We start from the raw sequence: 3,706 nt of genomic DNA on the forward strand, positions 1-3,706 counted from the left end.
CTGGGGCGTGTTTCTTTGGGTTACGTTTCTTTGCACGAGCAAAGAAAGGTGACTCGCTCCGTAGGAGCGAAAGCCTTTGCTGTTGCTGTTGCTGTTGATCTTGATTTAGATCAAGGCCAAAACGTCAACAAAAACACCGAAACATCATTGGGAAAGCCCGTCGGGACTGAAGTCCCTCCCACAGATCCACGAGAAATTTCGACCCCAAGGGTAAAGCCTCATCGCGGCTGAAGCCGCTCCTACAACAGCACACCATCCACAGCATCACTGAGTAATCTTCAACATCGTGCCCGATAAAAATCCGGGCACGACATCAACCACCCTCAGAGAATCTCCCACTTGGCCGTCAAGTAGTAACTACGCCCGGTGACACCCGTCATCTGCCAGATATCGCTCGTCTTGTAGTACGCCTGCTCCTTCTGATTGGTCAGATTGACCGCACCCAGCGAGAAACTCAGCTTGTCGCTGAACTGATAGCCCAACTGAGCATCCAACTGCGTCCGCGCCTTCATCACGTGCCCGGCGTAGGCGAAGAAACTGTCGGAGCTGGTCTGGTAGTACTCACTGCGATGCGTCGCCGACAAGCGCGCACTGAACACCCGGTTCTCCCAGAACGCGGTGGCGTTCCAGGTCTTCTCCGACAGATTGCTGATGACGAAATCGTCCTTGTAATCCGGAATCACCCGGGTGAAGTTGGCGGTGACACCAAAGCCGTCCACCGGCAGCCAGGCATTGAGCGACTGCGTCCACGACAGCTCGTAGCCCTTCAGGTAGTTGGTCTCGTTGCTGTTGAAGGTCTTGGTGATCTCGTAGACCTCGCCACTGGCCGCCACGCACTCACTGTTCGAGTTGGTGCTCAGCGAGACGCCGTTGTAGCTGCCCGGACAGATGCTCTGGTTGTAGGTGCCGTTCTTGATCGCCTTCCAGAAGCCCGACAGCGACAGGCCACCGCCGTCGTAGTACCACTCCACGCCCAGATCGGCCTGATTGGCGGTCATCGCCTTCAGATCGGCCGACCCCAGCGTCACCGAGTTCAGCGTGCGGCCGTCGGTCAGCAGGCTGGTTTCCTCGGTGGTGGCGATCGCGGTGTTGCTGGTCAGGATCGGGCGTACCAGCACCTTGGCCGCGGACAGGCGCAGCAGCAGGTCCGGGCGCATCTCCAGCACGAAGTTCGCGCTCGGCAGCCAGTTGCTGTAGCGGTAGGTGGAGTTGGCGGTGCCGACGATGTCGTTGGCCTCCTCGTTGACCTCGTCCGGCGTGGTCAGCCAGGTGTCGGTCGTGCGCTTGGTGTTCTCGTAGCGCATGCCGATGTTGCCGCGCAGCGGCATCGAGCCGATCTCGGTATCGATCTTGGCCAGCGCGTAGCTGGACCAGATGTCGTTGGTGATCGAGTAGCTGCTCTGCGGCGCGAACACCACCGGGATGGTCACGCCTTCGGCCTTCAGCGCGGCCTCGTAGGCGGCGAGGTTCGGCACGATGAAGGAATGCTGGATGTCGTACAGACCGCCCAGGAATCCCGTATCGACCGTGCCGTACTCCGACATCAGCGGCAGGTCCGCCGGGTCGGCGTCACCGATGACGTAGCGGTCGCGGCGCCACACGTTGCGGTCCAGCGTCTCGCGCCGGTACTTGGCGCCGAACTTGACCGCGCTCAGCCAGCCCATGCCCAGCCAGCGTTCGGCATCGAGCTGGAACGAGTCTTCCTGGTTCTTGACGTGCCGGATCGCGCCGTTCGGGTACTCGTTGCGGACCATCGTGTATGGGTCGTACCAGCTCGCATCGGTCAGGTTGTTGGACACGCTGAACGAGGGGCTGGACGGATTGGCGATGTCGAGCACGCTCGAATCCACGACCACGCCGAGGATCGCGGCGGTCTCGCTCTCCTTGGTCTTGCCGACCGTGTGATTGAGCGCGCCGGTGATCGTCCAGTTGTCCGGCGTCCACTTGAAGTCGTAGGTCAGCATCTCGGAGGTCCAGTCGTGCTCCTCCAGCTGACGGTTGTTTTCCATCCTGTAGTTCTCGGCCAGCACGTTGGTGGCATAGCCGTTGCTCGCATCCTGCACGGTCTCGGTGCCGGAGCTGAGCAGGAACACCTGCTGCTTGATGTCGTTCTGGGTCTTGTCCTTGCTGTACAGCCAGGTCAGGCCCATTTCCAGGTTATCGGCGGGCTGCCACTGCAGTTCCCCATTGAGCATCTTGCGCTTGGTGTCACGATCGATGCGGCGGTAGCGGGTGCGGGTCGGCATCACCACCGATTCGCCGTTGTAGGTGCCGGTACCCCAGCGGTCGATCCAGAAGTAGTCGGCGCGATCCTCAAGCTTCTGGTAGCCGGCATTGAGGAACAATCCGAGCTTGCCGTCGCCGACGTCGAACTGGTCGATGTAGCTGGCCACGGCCTTGGGCGTGGTGGTGCCGACCGAGTCGGAACGCTGGCCGGTCGCCGAGACGATCAGCTTGCGCTGCTTGTAGTCGAGCGGCTTGATGGTGTCGATGTTGACGGTGCCGGACAACCCGCCAGCATCCATGTCCGCGGTCGGCGACTTGATCACCTGGATGCCCGCCGCAAGCTCGGGCTGGATGATGTCGTAGCGGAAACCGTCGGTGAAATCGGCGCTCTTGAAGGTCTGGCCGTTGACCGTGGTCATCGCGTACTGCGGACCGAGGCCGCGGATGCTGATGGTGGAACCGCGACCGTTGATGCTGGAAATCTGCACGCCGGGAATGCGCTGGATCGCCTCGGCGATGTTCTCGGCCGGGAACTTGCCGATGTCCTGCGAGGAGATGCCATCGGTGACGCGGACATCGTCGCGCTTCTTGTCGAGCGCGGTGATCAGGCTTTTTTCGTAACTGCTGGTCACCGTGATGGCGTCCAGCTCGGCGACCTTGTCCTGGGAGCCGGTGGCGGCCTCCTGGGCCAGCGCGCCACCGGTGCACAGCACAGCCGCCACGGCGACGGTGAGTACGGACAAGGGACAACGACACGAACGGAGGGGGGCGGTGCGTGACATATGGCTATCCTGAGTGATGGCTAGGCGATAAGACGACAGCGATCGATAGACCAGATCGGCCAGGTACAACGGCCTGCAACTACCAGACCATTTCCTGCAAGCACGGCGCTCCATCCACAGGGCGGCTCCCGCCCCGCATCCGCACGCACCACCGACATTTCTGCAGCCGTCGACGCTCCCACGTCGGCACGGCCCCCTGATCCACCACCTCGATCGACTCGAACCAATCGAGGGTGAATCGATTGTTATGGTATCAGAAACATCATGTCAATGGTCGCGTGAACTTTGTCCATGACAAGAGTGAAATCAGCGCAACTCGCGATCTATTTCACCTTATTTTTCAATGGCTTGATTGACAAAAAAATCCACGGGCACAGCCTCGCCCATGCATCGTTGTCATGAAATGTTTCGTGTACCAATTTTACCGATAGGACCAATGCCGAAAACATGCTGCGGCGCCGCAGAAATTATTGCCTGTAACGCCAATTTGACGGCACTTCACTCTCTATGTCCCTAGCAGCACTCCAATACAAATTTCATGACAAGCTATTGACATCGTTGTCACATCATCCCAAGAATCGACATAAGCCTGAGGGGCAAACCAGGCGATCCAGGGTCAAGAACGGTCGGGAGTGTCATGGGGACGTACGCAGTGGTCTCAGAACATGGAAAGACAATCACGCCGGCGACGGCGGATC

2 protein-coding genes are annotated in these 3,706 nt (G+C 59.8%); one reads left to right on the top strand and one right to left on the bottom strand.

Annotated elements, in window-relative coordinates; translation table 11 throughout:
* The coding region (locus AC3WJE_RS20955) for a hypothetical protein (protein ID WP_493732775.1) at nucleotides 1-231 on the top strand (231 nt) is incomplete at its 5' end.
* A gap of 92 nt (nucleotides 232-323) precedes the next feature.
* On the opposite strand, the gene AC3WJE_RS20960 is transcribed toward AC3WJE_RS20955, so the two are convergent.
* Nucleotides 324-2,969, bottom strand: coding sequence for a TonB-dependent receptor (locus tag AC3WJE_RS20960; RefSeq protein ID WP_493732776.1), 2,646 nt, complete (start codon nucleotides 2,967-2,969; stop codon nucleotides 324-326).
* Nucleotides 2,970-3,706 lie beyond the last annotated feature (737 nt).

The sequence above is a fragment of the Pseudomonas sp. GW821-FHT07E12 genome (assembly GCF_058986605.1).